Source organism: Micromonospora sp. CPCC 206060, from assembly GCF_036906895.1.
GTDB lineage: Bacteria > Actinomycetota > Actinomycetes > Mycobacteriales > Micromonosporaceae > Micromonospora.
This window is the reverse complement of sequence record NZ_JBAKHU010000044.1, coordinates 18715-34163: the sequence shown is the minus strand read 5'-3', so window position 1 is coordinate 34163 and position 15449 is coordinate 18715. Positions and strand designations below refer to the sequence as shown.

15 protein-coding genes are annotated in these 15449 nt (G+C 73.2%); 10 read left to right on the top strand and 5 right to left on the bottom strand.

Going from position 1 to position 15449, the window contains the following annotated elements:
• Window positions 1–90: 90 nt before the first annotated feature.
• The 7 genes from V6U90_RS23335 (at window position 91) to V6U90_RS23305 (ending at window position 8861) form a co-directional block, all read left to right on the top strand.
• Window positions 91–1104 carry a Gfo/Idh/MocA family protein gene (locus V6U90_RS23335; protein ID WP_334440469.1) on the top strand — a complete coding sequence of 338 codons (1014 nt, stop codon included), beginning with the start codon at window positions 91–93 and terminating at the stop codon, window positions 1102–1104.
• Window positions 1097–2185, top strand: coding sequence for a zinc-binding dehydrogenase (locus V6U90_RS23330; protein WP_334440467.1), 1089 nt, complete (start codon window positions 1097–1099; stop codon window positions 2183–2185). Before V6U90_RS23335 ends, V6U90_RS23330 begins: the two co-directional genes overlap by 8 nt.
• A 31-nt stretch (window positions 2186–2216) precedes the next feature.
• Window positions 2217–4019: an ABC transporter ATP-binding protein gene (locus V6U90_RS23325; protein ID WP_334440465.1), complete on the top strand. Its 1803-nt coding sequence runs from the start codon at window positions 2217–2219 to the stop codon at window positions 4017–4019.
• Between the two features lie 99 nt (window positions 4020–4118).
• The gene (secA2, locus tag V6U90_RS23320; protein WP_334440462.1) at window positions 4119–6407 is read left to right on the top strand and encodes an accessory Sec system translocase SecA2; all 2289 of its coding nucleotides are present in this window, start codon (window positions 4119–4121) and stop codon (window positions 6405–6407) included.
• Between the two features lie 210 nt (window positions 6408–6617).
• Window positions 6618–7355 carry a GAF and ANTAR domain-containing protein gene (locus V6U90_RS23315; protein WP_334440459.1) on the top strand — a complete coding sequence of 246 codons (738 nt, stop codon included), beginning with the start codon at window positions 6618–6620 and terminating at the stop codon, window positions 7353–7355.
• Window positions 7356–7450: 95 nt separating this feature from the next.
• A complete protein-coding gene (locus V6U90_RS23310; protein WP_334440456.1) occupies window positions 7451–7951 on the top strand; it encodes a DUF2231 domain-containing protein in 501 nt (166 codons plus the stop codon).
• Window positions 7952–8090: 139 nt separating this feature from the next.
• On the top strand, window positions 8091–8861 hold the full coding sequence (locus tag V6U90_RS23305; protein ID WP_334440453.1) for a class I SAM-dependent methyltransferase: 771 nt from the start codon (window positions 8091–8093) through the stop codon (window positions 8859–8861).
• Window positions 8862–8992: 131 nt separating this feature from the next.
• Here V6U90_RS23305 and V6U90_RS23300 read toward each other — a convergent pair whose 3' ends face one another.
• Both V6U90_RS23300 and V6U90_RS23295 read right to left on the bottom strand, forming a co-directional pair.
• Entirely contained in the window at window positions 8993–9919 is a 927-nt protein-coding gene (locus V6U90_RS23300) for a DUF3500 domain-containing protein (RefSeq protein ID WP_442933655.1), read from the bottom strand.
• 77 nt (window positions 9920–9996) lie between these two features.
• Window positions 9997–10224 (bottom strand): hypothetical protein, encoded by a 228-nt coding sequence (locus V6U90_RS23295; protein ID WP_334440447.1) that lies wholly within the window; start codon window positions 10222–10224, stop codon window positions 9997–9999.
• Window positions 10225–10409: 185 nt separating this feature from the next.
• Here V6U90_RS23295 and V6U90_RS23290 point away from each other — a divergent pair, with 185 nt between their 5' ends.
• Window positions 10410–10814 (top strand): signal peptidase I, encoded by a 405-nt coding sequence (locus tag V6U90_RS23290; RefSeq protein WP_334440444.1) that lies wholly within the window; start codon window positions 10410–10412, stop codon window positions 10812–10814.
• Between the two features lie 38 nt (window positions 10815–10852).
• Here V6U90_RS23290 and V6U90_RS23285 read toward each other — a convergent pair whose 3' ends face one another.
• The gene (locus V6U90_RS23285) at window positions 10853–11791 is read right to left on the bottom strand and encodes a serine/threonine-protein kinase (protein ID WP_334440442.1); all 939 of its coding nucleotides are present in this window, start codon (window positions 11789–11791) and stop codon (window positions 10853–10855) included.
• A 125-nt stretch (window positions 11792–11916) separates the two neighbouring features.
• Here V6U90_RS23285 and V6U90_RS23280 point away from each other — a divergent pair, with 125 nt between their 5' ends.
• Complete coding sequence (locus V6U90_RS23280; protein ID WP_334440440.1) at window positions 11917–12549, top strand: alpha-ketoglutarate-dependent dioxygenase AlkB; 633 nt, start codon at window positions 11917–11919, stop codon at window positions 12547–12549.
• 373 nt (window positions 12550–12922) lie between these two features.
• On the opposite strand, the gene V6U90_RS23275 is transcribed toward V6U90_RS23280, so the two are convergent.
• Complete coding sequence (locus V6U90_RS23275; protein WP_334440438.1) at window positions 12923–13213, bottom strand: hypothetical protein; 291 nt, start codon at window positions 13211–13213, stop codon at window positions 12923–12925.
• Between the two features lie 157 nt (window positions 13214–13370).
• Between V6U90_RS23275 and V6U90_RS23270 the strand changes: the two genes are divergently transcribed.
• A complete protein-coding gene (locus V6U90_RS23270) occupies window positions 13371–14762 on the top strand; it encodes a class I adenylate-forming enzyme family protein (RefSeq protein WP_334440435.1) in 1392 nt (463 codons plus the stop codon).
• Here V6U90_RS23270 and V6U90_RS23265 read toward each other — a convergent pair.
• Window positions 14693–15436 carry a 4'-phosphopantetheinyl transferase family protein gene (locus V6U90_RS23265; RefSeq protein ID WP_334440432.1) on the bottom strand — a complete coding sequence of 248 codons (744 nt, stop codon included), beginning with the start codon at window positions 15434–15436 and terminating at the stop codon, window positions 14693–14695. The two genes, V6U90_RS23270 and V6U90_RS23265, sit on opposite strands and share 70 nt — an antisense overlap.
• Between the last annotated feature and the right edge of the window lie 13 nt (window positions 15437–15449).

Genomic DNA, 15449 nt, shown 5'->3' with positions numbered 1-15449 from the left:
CCCGGCCGGTGGCGGGAGGTTTGGTGCCGTCGCTACGGGGCAGAGCAGTCGCCAGACCTTTTCGCGATCGTCACGGTTGGGGGCTGCTGGATGCGTACGTGCCGGGTGGGGCTGGTCGGGGCCGGAGGGGTGGCCCAGCGTCACGCGCGGGTGCTGACCGGGTTCGAGAATGTCGAACTGGTCGGCGTGACCGACGTTGCCGCCGCAGCCGCCGGCCGGCTCGTCGAGGAGCACGGCGGTCGGTTCTTCCCCGACATCGATGGGTTGTTGGACGCGGGCGTGGACGCGGTGTACGTCTGCGTGCCGCCGTTCGCCCACGGCCCGGTCGAGGAGGTGGTCCTCGCCGCCGGCCGGCCGATGTTCGTGGAGAAGCCGGTGGCGGTCGACCTGGCCACCGCCGAGCGGATCGGCGCGCTGGTCGCCGAGCGGCGGACGCTGACCGCCGTCGGTCACCACTGGCGCTACCTGCACGTTGTCGAGCAGGCCCGGGAACTGCTCGCCGACCGGCCGGTCCGGATGGTCAGCGGCGCCTGGCTGGACAAGGTCCCGCCGGTGGACTGGTGGTGTCACCGGGACAGCTCTGGCGGGCCGGTGGTGGAACAGGCCGCCCACGTGCTGGACCTGCTGCGGGTGCTGGTCGGTGAGGTGGCGGAGGTGACCGCCTACGGCGACGGCAACCCGCCGCCGGTCGAGGGCGCGGACATCGACGCGGTGACCGTGGCGGCGCTGCGGTTCGACAACGGCGCCGTGGGCACCCTCGCCTCGGCCTGCGTACTCGGCTGGAAGGAGCGCGCCGGGCTGGAGATCCTCGCCGACGGGCTGGCCCTGACCCTGGCCGAGGACGGCCTGATTGTGCGGGACGCCGACGGCGAGCGGAGCTACCCGGCCGACCCGGACGGCGCGCGTACCGCCGTGGACCGGGCCTTCATCGACGCGGTGCGCGGGGTGGGCGACGACATCCGGGTGCCGTACCCGGAGGCGCTCGCCACCCACCGGCTGGCCTGTGCGGTGGCGACGTCCGCCCGGCAGGGCCGACCGGTCCGCCCGGCGGCGGGCGAGCCGAGCACCACGACCACGGAGACGGGGGTACCGGCACATGTCTGACCAGGTGGTGGTGGTCACCGGACCGGGGCGGGTCGAACTGCGCGACGAGGAGCCGGCGGCCCTGCGCGACGGCATGTTCCGGGTGGAAACCCGCTACAGCGGCGTCTCCGCCGGGACCGAACTCAGCTACGTCAAGGGCACCAACCCCTACCTCTCGGTCAGCTGGAACGCCGACCTCGGAGTGTTCCAGCCGGGCCGGGCGAGCACCCCGTACCCGGTCACCCGGCTGGGCTACATGCAGGTGGGGCAGGTGGTGGAGAGCCGTACCCCGGCCATCGCCGTGGGCACGGTCGGCGCCATGACCTACGGTCACCGCACCGGGTACGTCGCCGACCCGATCGCGGAGCGGTTCGTCCCGCTCCCCGACGACCTCGACCCGCTGCTCGGGGTCTACGTCGCCCACATGGGCCCGATCTGCGCCAACGGACTGCTGCACGCCGCCGCCGACCTGTGCGGCCCGGACGTGCGGACCCTCGGCGACGGGGTACGCGGTCGCCGGGTCGCCGTCACCGGGGCCGGCGTGGTCGGCCTGCTCACCGCCCTGCTGGCCCGCCGGCACGGTGCCGCCTCGGTGGTCGTGGTCGACCCCACCGCGCAGCGCCGGCAGGTCGCCGAGGCGCTCGGGCTGGAGACGCTGGACCCGGAGGCCGACGACCCGGCGGTGGTCCTGAAGACCCGCTGGGCGCACACCGCCGGGGACCGGGGCGCCGACGTGGTCTTCCAGTGCCGGGGGCAGGCTTCCGCGTTGCACCTGGCGCTGCGCCTGCTGCGACCCCAGGGCACCGCGATCGACCTCGCGTTCTACCAGGCCGGCGCGGACGAGGTGCGGTTCGGCGAGGAGTTCCACCACAACGGGCTGTCGCTGCGCTGCGCGCAGATCGGGCGGGTACCCCGGGGACTCGCCTCCACCTGGGACCGGGAGCGGCTCTCGGCGGAGACCATCGACCTGCTCCGGGTCGACGGCGAACTGATCCGCAAGCACCTGGTCTCGGCGACCGTACCGCTCGAGGAGGCACCCACCCTCCTCACCGAGCTGGCCGAACGCCGCCGGCACGAACTACAGGTGGTGTTCACCCGCTGAACCGGGTGGACGGTCCGGTTACCGTGATCGGATGACCACGGTCGCCACCCGTCGAGTCGGGCTGTCCGCGCTCCTGCCCTATCTCCGTGACCACCGGCGCATCCTGCTCGGGGTGGCGGTGCTGTCGCTGCTCGGCGCGGGTGCCTCGCTGGCCCAGCCGCTGCTCACCCGGACGGTACTGGACTCGGTGTCCGCGTCCCGGCCGGTCACGGCGGTGGTGGCGCTGCTCGTCGGGCTGCTGGTCGTCGGTGCCGCACTGGAGGGGGCCCGCAACTACCTGCTGCAACGCACCGCCGAAGGGCTGGTGCTCGGCACCCGCCGCCGCCTCGCCGGGCACCTGCTCCGGCTGCCCATCCCCGAGTACGACCAGCGCCGTACCGGGGACCTGCTCTCCCGGGTCGGGGCGGACACCACCCTGCTGCGGGCGGTGGTGACCTCCGGGCTGTTCGAGATGGTCACCGGGGCGGTGATGGTGGTCGGCGCGGCCACCGCGATGGTCCTGCTCGACCCGCTGCTGTTCGGGGTGACCCTGCTCGGGGTGGCCGCCGGGCTGTCCGTCGCGCTGATCTTCGCCCGCCGGGTGCGGGGCCTGGCCGAGCAGGCCCAGGTCCGGATCGGGGAGATGACCTCGGCGGTGGAACGGGCCATCTCGGCGGCCCGGACGATCCGGGCCAGCCGGGCGGAACAGCGCGAGACCGAGACGGTCACCGCCAGCGCCGAGCAGGCGTACGCGGCCGGGCTGCGGGTCGCCCGGGTGCAGGCGGTGGTCGGCCCGGTCGGCACGATCACCGTGCAGGGGGCGTTCCTGCTGGTCCTCGGCTTCGGCGGGGCCCGGGTGGCGGCCGGCGCGATCAGCGTCGGTGACCTGGTCGCCTTCATCATGTTCCTGTTCTTCCTGGTCGTGCCGCTCGGGCAGGCCCTGGGCGCGTACACCCAGCTCCAGGCCGGGCTCGGCGCGCTGCAACGCATCCAGGAGGTGCTCGACCTGCCGGTCGAGGGGGCCACGGACACCCGGGTCACCGTGCGGGACCGGGACGGCGGCGCGGCTGGCGGAGCGCAGCGCGACCCCCGGCGGCCGGCGCCGGTCACCGCCCCCGGCGGGGCGGCCCTGGAGTTCGACCGGGTCGGGTTCCGCTACCCGGCGGGTGGGGCGGCCGTGCTGCACGACGTGACCTTCACCGTGCCGGCCGGCACCCGGACCGCGCTGGTCGGCCCGTCCGGCGCCGGCAAGTCCACCCTGCTGGCCCTGGTCGAACGCTTCTACGAGGTGACCGCCGGGAGCCTGCGGGTCGGCGGGGTCGACCTCCGTGACCTGCCCCGGGACGCGCTGCGCGCCCAGCTCGGCTACGTCGAGCAGGAGGCCCCGGTGCTCGCCGGCACGTTGCGGCAGAACCTGATGCTCACCGCCCCCGACGCCGACGCCGACCGGCTGCTCGCCGCGCTCGACGAGGTCAACCTCACCCATCTGGTCACCCGCACCGACGACGGGCTGGACGTCCAGGTCGGCGAGGGTGGGGTGCTGCTCTCCGGCGGGGAACGGCAGCGGCTGGCCATCGCCCGTACCCTGCTCGCCGGGCCGCCGATCCTGCTGCTCGACGAGCCCACCAGCAACCTCGACGCGCGCAACGAGGCGGCGCTGCGTCGGGCGATCGACGCGGTCGCGGTCCGGCGCACCCTGCTGATCGTTGCGCACCGGCTCGCCACCGTCGTCGACGCCGACCAGATCGTCGTGCTCGACGGCGGCCGGGTGGTCGGGCTCGGTACCCATGATCAACTGACCGCCACCAACCCGCTCTACCGGGAGCTCGCGGCCCATCAGCTCCTGGTCAGCTGAGGGCCGCCGCACCGGTCGCCGAACGCCGGTTCGGGCCGCCCCGCCGAACCGGGAAGCCGGGCCGCACGGACCGGTCGTTGTCGCGTACCGTTTCCGGTCATGGGTGTGTCGCAACGGTTGAGAAGCAGGTTCCGGCGGTTCCTCCAGCGTCCGGGTACCACGGTTGACCTGGCCCCGCTGGCCAAGCTGCTGCCGGCGATCGAGGCGCGGGAGGAGGAGCTCGCCGCGCTCGACGACGCCGAGCTGACCGAGGCCGCCGGCCGGGCCGAGGACTACACCGAGATCTGCGCGGTGGGCCGCGAGGCCGCCCGGCGTGGCCTCGACCAGCGGCCGTACGACGTGCAGCTGCTCGGCGCGATGGCGCTGCTCTCCGGGAAGGTGGCCGAGATGGCCACCGGTGAGGGTAAGACCCTGACCGCCACGATTGCCGCGTACGGGCACGTCCAGCTCGGTAACGGACCGGTGCACGTGCTCACCGTCAACGACTACCTGGCCCGGCGGGACGCCGAGTGGATGGAACCGGTCTACACGCTGCTCGGGCTGACCGTCGGCTGGGTGACCGAGGCGTCCACCCCGGCGGAGCGCCGGGAGGCGTACGCGAAGGACGTCACCTACGTCTCGGTCAGCGAGGGCGGCTTCGACTTCCTGCGCGACCAGCTGGTCACCGACATCGCCGACCGGGTGCAGCCCAAGCTGGCCTGCGCCATCGTCGACGAGGCCGACTCCATCCTGATCGACGAGGCCCGGGTGCCCATGGTGCTCGCCGGTGCCGTCACGGGCGAGCAGGACCCGGTGCACGCCGCCGCCGCAGTGGTCCGGGGCCTGCGGGCCGGGGCGCACTACACGGCCGCCGAGGACGGCCGCAGCGCCGCCTTCACCAACGCCGGCCTGTCGGTGATCGAGGCGAAGCTCGGCATCGACCTCTACGCCGAGGAGAACGTCGAGCAGCTCTCCGCGGTCAACGTGGCGCTGCACGCGCACGCCCTGCTGCACCGGGACGTGGACTACATCGTCCGGGACGGCGGCGTCGAGCTGATCGACGAGATGCGCGGCCGGGTCGCGCAGCGCCGCCGCTGGCCGGACGGGCTCCAGGCGGCGGTGGAGGCGAAGGAGGGGCTGGACGCCACCGCCGAGGGCGAGGTGCTCGGCACCATCAGCGTCCAGGCGTACATCGGGCTCTACCCGACCATCTGCGGCATGACCGCGACCGCGGTGCTCGTCGGTGACCAGCTCCGCGAGTTCTTCTCGCTGGAGGTCGCGGTCATCCCGTCGAACACCCCGTGCGTCCGGGTCGACGAGCCGGACCGGATCTACGCCACCCGGGCGGAGAAGGAGGAGGCGCTGATCGAGGAGATCAAGCGCTGCCACGACAAGGGTCGCCCGGTGCTCGTCGGTACGCTCGACGTGAAGGAGTCCGAGCAGCTGGCTGCCGGCCTGAACGCCGCTGGGGTGCCGTGCGTGGTGCTCAACGCCAAGAACGACGACGCCGAGGCGGCGATCATCGCCGAGGCCGGCGCGTACGGCGCGGTGACGGTTTCCACCCAGATGGCCGGTCGGGGCGTCGACATCCGGCTCGGTGGCAGCGACCAGTCCGACCGGGACCGGGTCGCCGAGCTGGGCGGTCTCTACGTGATCGGCAGCGGCCGGCACGACAGCCGGCGGGTCGACGACCAGCTGCGCGGTCGCGCCGGACGGCAGGGCGACCCGGGCGGCTCGGTCTTCTTCGTCAGCCTGGAGGACGACCTGGTGACCCGGCACGCCGCCGACGCCATCCCGCCGTCGCCCCGGATGAACGCCGACGGCCTGGTCACCGACGACCAGGTGGACTTCGCGGTGGAGCACGCGCAGCGGGTCGCCGAGGGCGTCAACCACGAGATCCACCGCAACACCTGGCGCTACGGCGTGGTGATCGAGCAGCAGCGCAAGGCGCTCGCCGAGCGGCGGGAGCGGCTGCTCACCACCGAGGTCGCCGCGCTGATGCTGATGGACCGGTTCCCGGAGCGGACCAAGGAGATCGACGAGGACGTGCTGTCCCGGGCGGCCCGGTCCATCGCCCTCTACCACCTCGACCGGCTCTGGGCCGAGCACCTGGCCGAGCTGTCCGAGGTACGCGAGGGGGTGCACCTGCGGGCGCTGGGCCGGCTCGACCCGCTCGACGAGTTCCACCGGGCGGCGGTGCCGGCGTTCAACGCCCTGGTCCCGGAGATCGAGGCACGCACCGTGGCGACCTTCGAGGAGACCGAGTTCGACGAGGACTGGCAGCCGGACGAGTCGAAGCTGGTCCGGCCGAGCGCGACCTGGACCTACCTGGTCCACGACAACCCGTTCGGGTCGGAGCTGGACCGCCTGATCGCCTCGGTGGGTCGACGGCTCGGCGGTGGTCGCTGACCGGTGCTGGCGGTCGGTTCCGGCCGACTGTGAGCAATGCCCCTTCCCGGGACTTTCCGGCCCGGGAAGGGGACCGGTCGCGCACAGTTTGACGGGGCGACGGGTCGGGTACTAGCCCGGGTCCGTAGAGGCGGGAGAGATCACCATGACAGATCAGGCACGAACCGGACGTACCGCGTCGGACGCGGTGGTGGCGGAGGCGCTGCCGAGGTGAGACTCCAGACTCAGCGGGACAGCACCGGGTTGGGGGTGCTGGAGACCGCGGCGCTGCTGCGTGAGCTGACCGCCGGTCTCATCGCGGTGGACGACTTCGACGAGGCGTTGCGCCGACTGGTCCGGATCGGGCGGGAGGCCGTCGACGGGGTGACCGGTTGCGGCTTCACGGTGTTGCGGGCCGGTTCCGCCGCCGACGGTGCCGCCTCGGACAGCCGGCTGGCTGAACTGGACGGGATCGCCCACGGGCCGGACTCCCCGCCGATGGCCGCGATTCGGCGGCGGGAGATGGTCCTCGCGGAGGATCTGCTCGCCGAGGAACGCTGGCCGGTGTGGACGCAGCGGGCCCAGGAGTTGGGGGTACGCAGTGTCCTCTCCGCTCCGTTGGACATCGACGACCAGGTCATCGGCGCGGTCAACCTCTACGGTGACCAGCCGCGCAGCCTCACCGCCCACCAGCAGTTGACCGCGATGCTGCTGGCTGAGCACGCCGGCCTGCTGCTCGCCGCGGTACGCGACCGGGCCCGGCAGGCGGCGCTCGCTGCCGAGCCGGCCGAGCCGTTGATCGACGGGGAGGTGGTCGCGCAGGCCGTCGGGGTGATCATGACCCAGCGGGGGTGCCCGGCGCCGGAGGCGCTCCAGGTGCTGCGAAGTGCCGCCACCGCGCTCTCCATCCCGCTGCGCGAGGTCGCCGAGCGGTTGCTCGCCACGGTGGTGCGTACCCGGGAGACCTGACGGGCCGGCACGGTACGGGTTTCGGTTTTGCCCCGGTGACGCCCGGGTAGCAAGCTGGAAGCCGTGCCGTGCGCACCGACCTGGGGAGGTCCGAGATGGAGAGTCGTCTACGGGTACAGGGACATCCGATCCAGCCCATGCTGGTGACGTTCCCGTTCGGACTCTTCGTCTGCGCTGCGGTCTTCGATCTCGCCGACGTGATCGGCGGTCCGGCCTTCCTGGGCCAGGTCGGCTACTGGACCGCGGTCGCCGCGCTGGTGGCCGCCGCACTGGCCGGCATCGCGGGCATGGTCGACCTCTGGGATGCCCGGCCGGGGCCCACCCGCCGGACCGCCATCCTGTTCAACCTGGCGAATGTGCTGATGGCGGTCCTCTTCGTGCTGGTCAGCCTGATCCGTGCCCAGGCACCCGAGCAGGGGGCGACCGGCGGGATGGTCGCCGTGGAGGTGGTGGCGCTCGGTGTCGGCGCGGTCGGCGTGTGGCTCGGCACCCGACTGGTCCAGCAGTTCGACGCGCGTCGTACCGAGCCGACCAGTCTGGACGCGCTCAGCCGGGTGGTCGGCTCCGGCCCCGGAAGCATCCGTCGCGCCGCCTGACCACGGGGCCCGGCTGACCACGCGGTGGCTTGCCTGACCACTCGGGGGCCCCGGCCGGCCAGCACCGCCGGTCTCCGCTGCCGGTCCCGGGACCGGAATTGTGTTGCGTGACGGAATGCCCGGTTTCCACACTGGCGCGATGACGAGTGCCGCCACCTTCGAGGAACTGCTCACCGAGGGCGCCACCGTCCCGGTCGACGGCTGGGACTTCTCCTGGTTCGCCGGGCGGGCCACCGAGGAACGCCCGCCCTGGAGGTACCACCGGCTGCTGGCCGACCGGATGAGCCGCGCCACCGCCGCCCTCGACCTGGAGACCGGCGGCGGTGAGGTGCTGGCGGGTATCCCCCGGCCGCCCGCCCTGCTGGTGGCCACCGAGTCCTGGCCGCCGAACGTGGCGGTGGCCCGACGCAACCTGCGGCCGGTGGGCGGGACGGTGGTCGCCACCGGTGAGGCCCGGCCGCTGCCGTTCCGGGACGACTGCGTCGACCTGGTGGTCAGCCGCCACCCCGTGCACACCCCGTGGTCGGAGATCGCCCGGGTGCTGGTCCCCGGCGGGAGGTTCCTGTCCCAGCAGATCGGCGCGGGCACGGTCCGGGAGTTGGCCGAGGCGGTCCGTGGCGTGCGGCAGGACGGGCCGGGCCGGGCGGACCAGCAGACCGGGCAGGCGGTAGCCGCCGCAGCGGCGGCCGGTCTCCGGGTGGTCGACCTACGGAAGGCCACCCTGCGGATGGCCTTCCACGACATCGCGGCGGTGGTGCACTTCCTGCGCAAGGTCGTCTGGACCGTGCCCGACTTCACCGTCGAGCGCTACCGGCCACAGCTCGCCCGGCTGCACAAGCGGATCGTCGCCGAGGGGGAGTTCGTGGCGTACGCCCGGCGGTTCCTGATCGAGGCGGTCAAGCCGGTGTGACGGTGGGGCGGTCAAGCCGGTGTGACGGTGGGGCGGTCAAGCCGCTGTGACGGTGGGGCGGTCAAGCCGCTGTGACGGTGGGCGCAAGGCCGGTCTCACCGGTGTCCCCGGGCGTGGTCCGATGCCCGGTCTCACCGGTGCCCCCGGGCGTGGTGCGCGGCGAGCACATCGTCGCCGAAGTCGCTCGCCGGTCGGCGCAGCACGGTGTGCGCGTGGTTGCCGTCGACGCTGGTGTTGTCGTACTCGATGAGCAGGTCGTCGCCCTGGATCCGGTAGTAGTGCCGGTGCCCTGGACCGGTCGGGCCGGCCCAGGCGAAGTGCAGTCCGCCGCCGGAGATCCGGGCCGCCTCCCGGGCGGCCAGTTCCGGTGGCAGCCGGTCCAGGTAGAGCGCCACCACCTGGTCGAGCAGGGCCCGGCCGGTCGGGCCGAGCCGGGCCGCGTCGACGCCGAGCGGCTCGACCGGGCCGGACACCCGGGGCCGGGTGGCGCTGATGATGTCCGCCGGGGCCTCGTCGTCAACGATCGCCGCCGCCCGGCCGGCCGGACCGAGCGACTCCAGCAGGGCCCGCGCCAGATCCTCCTCGGGGGCCAGCGGACGGCAGACCGGTCGCCCCGCATAGTCCACCCGGGCCGGGTTGGCGCCGAAGAAGAGCGGCGCGGGGGAGACCAGGTCCCCGACCACCGTCATGGTCACCGAGAGGTGGTGCCCCTCCAGCCGCCACGACCACGGCTCGTCGGAGTCCGGGGTACCGAAGATCGCGATCCAGTAGTCGCCGCTGTGCCGTCCGCGCCGCCAACCCTCCGCCCGGTCCAGCACCTCCTCCAACGCGATGATCGTCATCGCCTGGGCGTACGCGTGCGGACTCAGCGCGGTGGCCAGCAGCCGGTGCACGGCCTTCCGGCCGGCCCGGTCCAGGTCGGCCAGGCAGGCCCCGGGGCGGGGCCGTGGCCGGTACTCCAGCCAGCGTCGGGCGGCGTCGTCGGTGAACGGGTACGTGGCCGCCTCGCGGGTCGGGCCGTCGAGCGCGCCCAGCAGCGCCGACGCGGCCGACCGCATCTGTTCCGGTACGGAATTCTCCACCGGTTCTGTATACCCGCTTTCCCGTCAGCGTCCGGGACGGCCCGTACGGACCGTCAGCCGGTGGACAGCCCGGGCCCGCTGCCGGCCGGGTCACCGGTGCCGTCGTAGACGTACACCAGCAATGACCGCCCGTGGTGCTCCTGGCTCCGGGTGGTCCGCAGGTAGCGCTGCATCAGGCCGTCCAACTCCAGTTGGACGATCGCCGCGTCCTCGGCCACGAAGAGCGTTCCGTCGCGGGGCCCGCCGAGCAGCAGGGCGTCGGGTTCGTCCGGCTCCGTCATGGCCGACCGGCTACCCGGTCACCCGCCGGTCAAACCGTCCGCCCGGTGCGGCCGGCCCGGAACGCAGCAGGGCGAGCATCTCCGGCAGGTCGGGCCGTCGGGTAAGTTGGCCCCGCTGTTAGGAAGGGGCCCTTCCTCTACCAAAAACGATAAGAAGGGGCCCTTCCTTCCATCCTGGAGGGGCGATGGACGACCTGGTGTACGTGGGCAACGCGGGCGTGGACGGTGCGACCAACGCTGGTTGGCTGCTCGGTCACTTCATGCCGGTGGGCACCGACGTACGGCACAGCACCGATGTGGAGATCAAGTGGGGGATGCACCCGATCGGTGACACCCGGGCCCAGTGGGTCCGGGGTGAGCAGCGGACCGCGCTGCTGGTGCTGATCAGCGGGCGGTTCCGGGTCGAGTTGCCGGACCGGACGGTACGCCTGACCTCTCCGGGCGACTACGTGGTGTGGGGGCGCGGTGTCGACCATTCGTGGTACGCCGAGACCGAGGCGGTGGTGCTGACCGTCCGGTGGCCGTCCGTGCCCGGTTACCGGGTGCCGGATTCGGTCACGGCCGGTACCGCCGCAGGCTTCGCCCGCTGATTCCGCCCGGGCGCGGCCCGCGTCCGCTGGTACGCCACCTACCGCAGGTCGGCGCCCAGTGGGGCCGCCTCGGTGGCCGCGTTCGCGGCCTCCTCCGTCCACGGGGAGATCCGGCCCGTCCGGGGGCGGGGTACCGGCATGTCCCGCATCGGCACGTACACCCGTGCGTCGACCGCCTCGGCCAGCAGCAGGGCGGCGACCAGGCTGCTCGGTCGTCGGGTCGGTTCCTCGGCCAGGCAGCGGTGGATGAGGTCGGTGACGCCGGCGGGTAGCCCCTCGACCGGTGGCAGCGGGTCGGGTTCGACCTGCCGGGGCGAGCGGAGCAGACCCGGTGCGGTCGCCGGTGGCCAGGGCAGCCGTCCGGTCAGGCAGAGGTAGAGCAGCACGCCGAGGGCGTACATGTCGGCGGCCGGGGTGGCGGCGGTGCCGTCGAAGCTCTCCGGCGCGGTGTACGCGGGTGTCCCGAGCACCGTGCCGTCGTCGGCGTCCCGCCGTCCGGCGGGGGTGGCGATGCCGAAGTCCAGCACCTTCGCGCCGGCGGGGGTGAGGATGATGTTGCCCGGTTTGATGTCGCGGTGCACGATGCCGTGGGTGTGGGCGGCGGCCAGCGCCGCGCTCACCTCCGCTCCCACCCGCAGGGCGATCCGCCAGTCGAGTGGACCGGCCGCCAGGTGGGCGCCGAGGGTCTCGCCCTCGACCAGTTCCATGACGATGTACGGCACCTGCTGGTCCGGGGGCAGGGTGGAGGTGCCGAAGTCGTGCACGCCGGCCACGTTGGGGTGGACCAGCCGGGCGGCCGACCGTGCCTCGGTCCGGACCCGGTCCACGCGCCGGTGGCCGGTGCCGTCCCGCTCCGGTGCCATGATCTTGATAGCCACCGGCCGGTCCAGCACGCGGTCGTGTCCGCGCCACACCTCCGACATGCCGCCGAGCCCGATGCGCTGCTCGAGCCGGTAGCGCCCGCCCAGCGTTCGCATGCTGTTCCTCCCGCCCTGTCCCACACCGTGCCCGTACGGCGTCATGTTTCCGGTACCCCGGCTCTGAGCTGGGCAAACCACGGGGTGGTTCGTACGGGTGTGCCAATCGGCGGTAGGGTGGCGGGATGACCGGCGTCGCGTACCAGCCGTCCATGCTCGATCTGGCGGAGGCCGGGCCGGGGCTCGCGCCACTGGCCGGGCTGCGCCGACACGAGCTGGACCGTGGCGCGTGGGTGGACCACCTGCCCGGCTGGGTCAGAGGTTCCGACGTCGTGCTGGAGACCCTGCTGCACCGGGTCGACTGGCGCGCCGAGCGGCGCCGGATGTACGACGGCGAGGTCGACGTGCCCCGGCTGCTGCGCTGGCATGCGGCCCGGGAGCGGTTGCCGCACGAGCTGCTCACCCGGGCCCGGGAGGAGCTGAACCGGCACTACGCGCCCGAGCCGGGGGAGCGGTTCGTCACCGCCGGCATGTGCCTGTACCGCGACGGACGGGACAGTGTCGCCTGGCACGGGGACACCCACGGGCGCTCGGCCCGGGTGGACACGATGGTGGCCATCGTGTCGTTCGGTGCGCCCCGGCCGTTGCTGCTGCGCCCGCGTGGCGGCGGGGCGGGTCTGCGCTTTCCGCTCGGGCACGGCGATCTGGTGGTGATGGGTGGCTCGTGCCAACGGACCTGGGAGCACTGCGTGCCGAAGACCACCCGCCCGGTCGGGCCCCGGGTCAGCGTGCAGTTCCGCCCCGCCGGGGTCGCCTGACCGGTGTCGGTACGGTGACGCCGGCCGTCGTGATCCTTGTCACGAGCATGGCCGTCGGGATTGGACGTGTCGTAGCGGCCGGCCGTCCGGTCCGGTCCGGTGTCGGCACCCGTCCTCATCGGAATCCGGCGTGTGCCGGCGGCGTCGTTGCCGTGCCGCTGTTGCCGTGCCGCCGGGGCCCGGCCCCTCGCCGTCGTCCCTCGGCCGGGGCCGGTCAACGCCGCTGACCAGCGCCTTCGATGCGTCGCCGCAGGGTCCGGCCGGGTCGGTGACCGGTCTGCCGTCGGGGTCGCCGGGTCGCCCGGTTGCGGGCGGCAAGCGGTGCCGTCGCCCGGCGGCCCGCTGGCGGAGCCACCGGAGATGATGGCAAGGATCAATTGCTCGGAACTGCTCCGGCAAGGGAAGTCAACAAGATCACCGCAGGTCGCCGTAGGTTCGCCGTTATTGCCGCGTTTTTATGACTAAATCGCCATGCCGGCCTGGGGGAAAAATCTTCGAGGGCTGCGGTACATATTTTCCACGAAGTGGTGGCATCTTTTTCGGCGGCGTCGGCATCCGCCGGATTTGGCGCCGCCGGCAGGTCAATCCGGCCGACAAAGCGGACTTTAATGGTCAAGATGTGCGGTTGCCATCGATCCACACGTTCCGGAGAAGGGTCGGGCATCCGGCGCCCTCCCGGCGGCCGGACCGGCTCCGAACGATCGGCCATTTGCACCTAGCAATGCTCGCGTTTGGTGTCGTAGGGTTCCCGTCAGCACCCCACCGACGGCGGAATGGGCCGCTGCATTAATCATTGCTGATCGGTCAATTGCGGAGTGTCCATGGAACGTTCGGTCGAGTTTCCCCCGCCGGTCGGCCCCGACTGGGTCGACGAGATCCTGCTGGCGGGTCGCCCATCGGACGTGTGCCTGCGCCTGCCGGAGACCGTCGACCGGGCCACCCTGCGTCTGCTGGTGACCGAGGCGCAGGACCGGCTGGCCGCCGCCGGGCTGCGCCGGGGCGGTGCCGCCGCCCTGCGCCTGCCGCCCTCCCTGACGTACGTGGTCAACCTGCTCGCCGTCTGGCGCCTCGGTGCCCAGGCCGTCCTGCTGGATCACCGGCTCACCGACTTCGAAGTGGACCGGGCGGTGGAACGCCTGCACCCGCAGGTCATCATCAGCGTCCGGAAGGCCGGTGGCGGGGCGCTGCGCGTCTTCGTCGACGTCGACGAGACCGTCACGCCGCTCGGCGACCGGCCGGCCGGTACCGACCACGCGGTGGTGCAGCTCAGCTCCGGCTCCACCGGACCGTCCAAGGTGATCGGCCGTACCGCCGCCGACCTGGTCGCCGAGATCCGCCGGTACACCCGGATCGACGGGGTGCCCCGCAGCGGCGAGCGGATCATCCTGCTGCCGTCGATGGTGCACGTCCTCGGGCTGGTCGGCGGTCTGATGTACGGCCTGCACGCCGGGGTCGAACTGGTCCCACCACAGCGGCTCAGTGGTGACGCCATCGTGGCCGCCATCGCCGCCCAGGACACCCCGGCCACCGTACTCGGCGTGCCCTTCCACATCGGACTGCTCGCCTCCACCACCCCGCCCGGGCCGCTGCCCCAGTTCGTCCGGATGACCACCGGCGGTGAACTCGTCCCCCGGGCCACCGCCGAGGCGCTCATCGACCGGTTCGGCATCACCCTGGGCAACATGTACGGCATGACCGAGGTCGGGGTCATCGGCACCGACCTGTACGGCCGGCACCGCCCGGCCATCGACCCGGCCCCCGGCCTGGCGGTCCGCGAGGTCGACGGCGAGCTCTGGGTGAGCTGCCCGGCGTCGCCGTACCTCGGACTCACCGACCCGACCCGCTGGTCGGACGGCTGGCTGCACACCCGCGACGCCGGGGTGGTCGACCCGGAGACCGGTCTGGTCACCATCAGGGGCCGGCTGGACTCGCAGGTCTCGGTGGGCGGGCTCAAGGTCGACCTGACCGAGGTCGAGGCGACCGTCGCGGCGCTGCCCGGGGTGGCCGCCGCCGTGGTGGTCTACGACCACGGGATCACCGCCTACGTCCAGCCGGCCGGGCCGCTGACCGAGACGGCGCTGGAGGACGCCCTGGCTGAACGGCTCGCCGGCTACAAGCGCCCGAAGACCCTGTACCTGCTCGATCAGTTGCCCCGCACCACCACCGGCAAGCTCGTCCGGGAGCCGTCGGTGCTGCGTGGCGCCGCGTCATGACCGGTCGTACCGCGCCGTGGCAGCGGGCCGCCGTGCCCCGGCCCGACCGGACGGCCCGCCGGACCGGGGCCGGACAGCACGAGGGCGGTGTGCGGGCCACCCCCGACCACCGCCACCGCCAGCACCGCGTCCCCGGCCAGCACCGGATGGGCCACCCGCAGCCCGTCCTCGTCGGGCACCGGCAGCCAGCCCGCCCCGACCCGGGGTGCGGGTACCCGGCGTCGGAGCCCACCGCCGGCCAGGCCGGTGCCGAGGGCCTTGCCGACCGCCTCCTTGGCCGTCCAGAGCAGCAGGAACGACCCTGGCCGACCGGCCGGGGGCTGCCGTCCCAGCCAGTCGACCTCCGCCGGGTGGAACCAGCGCCCGGCCAGACCGGCCACCGCCGCACGGTAGGGGCGCTCGACGTCGACCCCGACCGGGTGGTGCCGGCTCGCCGCCACCGCGACGACCCCCGGCGCGTGACTGACGCTGACCCACAGCCGGTCGTCGGTGCCGGCCACCACCCAGGGTGCCCCGCTCGGGGCGTGACCGGTGCGGATCTGCGCCGCCGGCCGGCCGAGCAGCGTCACCCCCGCCGTCACCAGCAGTCGCCGGGCCACCGCCTGCGGCGTACCGCTCCCGGCGCTGACCCAGACGTACACGGTGTCCAGATCGGATCCCGGTAGAGGGCTCACGGAAAGAGGTTAA